The sequence below is a fragment of the Shewanella sp. 10N.286.51.B2 genome (assembly GCF_041469265.1).
Lineage (GTDB): Bacteria > Pseudomonadota > Gammaproteobacteria > Enterobacterales > Shewanellaceae > Shewanella.
Genome location: NZ_JBFRKH010000165.1, coordinates 1 through 367, shown reverse-complemented (window position 1 = coordinate 367; position 367 = coordinate 1). Strand labels below are relative to the sequence as shown.

General features: G+C 40.9%; 1 protein-coding gene. It reads right to left on the bottom strand.

The genetic code is table 11. The annotated features are described in order from the left end of the window. Positions 1-186 (bottom strand): transposase domain-containing protein (locus tag AB4140_RS19855; RefSeq protein WP_372002377.1); only part of this gene is annotated, 186 nt, incomplete at its 3' end. Positions 187-367 lie beyond the last annotated feature (181 nt).

The window sequence follows — 367 nt, the reverse complement described above, 5'->3', positions numbered from 1 at the left end:
ATAGATAGCCATTCCAACAAGCAGCCACACCATGGATTCTAAAGTTAATTTCCTCTTTCTCATCGTGACAGTATCAGTAAGAGAATAGGCTTCGTCGATGAGTTCAATTGGAAGCAAGTTAGACAAAGTCTCAACGCTGCTAGGTTTCCAATCATTAATTATGTTTAGAGCTTGAGAAACATCCATAAAAAAATCCAAGTGCATTAAATACACTTGGATTTTGACAGCTCTGAAGGATCCTTCAACCGATCGCTTTGGCTTTAACTGATCGGCATTACACTCTTCAGTGGCTTTTTAATTACATAGGCTGTTACGCCCTATAAGCGAGAATTACGCCTGTGGACGCATTGCCGGGAACAAGATCACG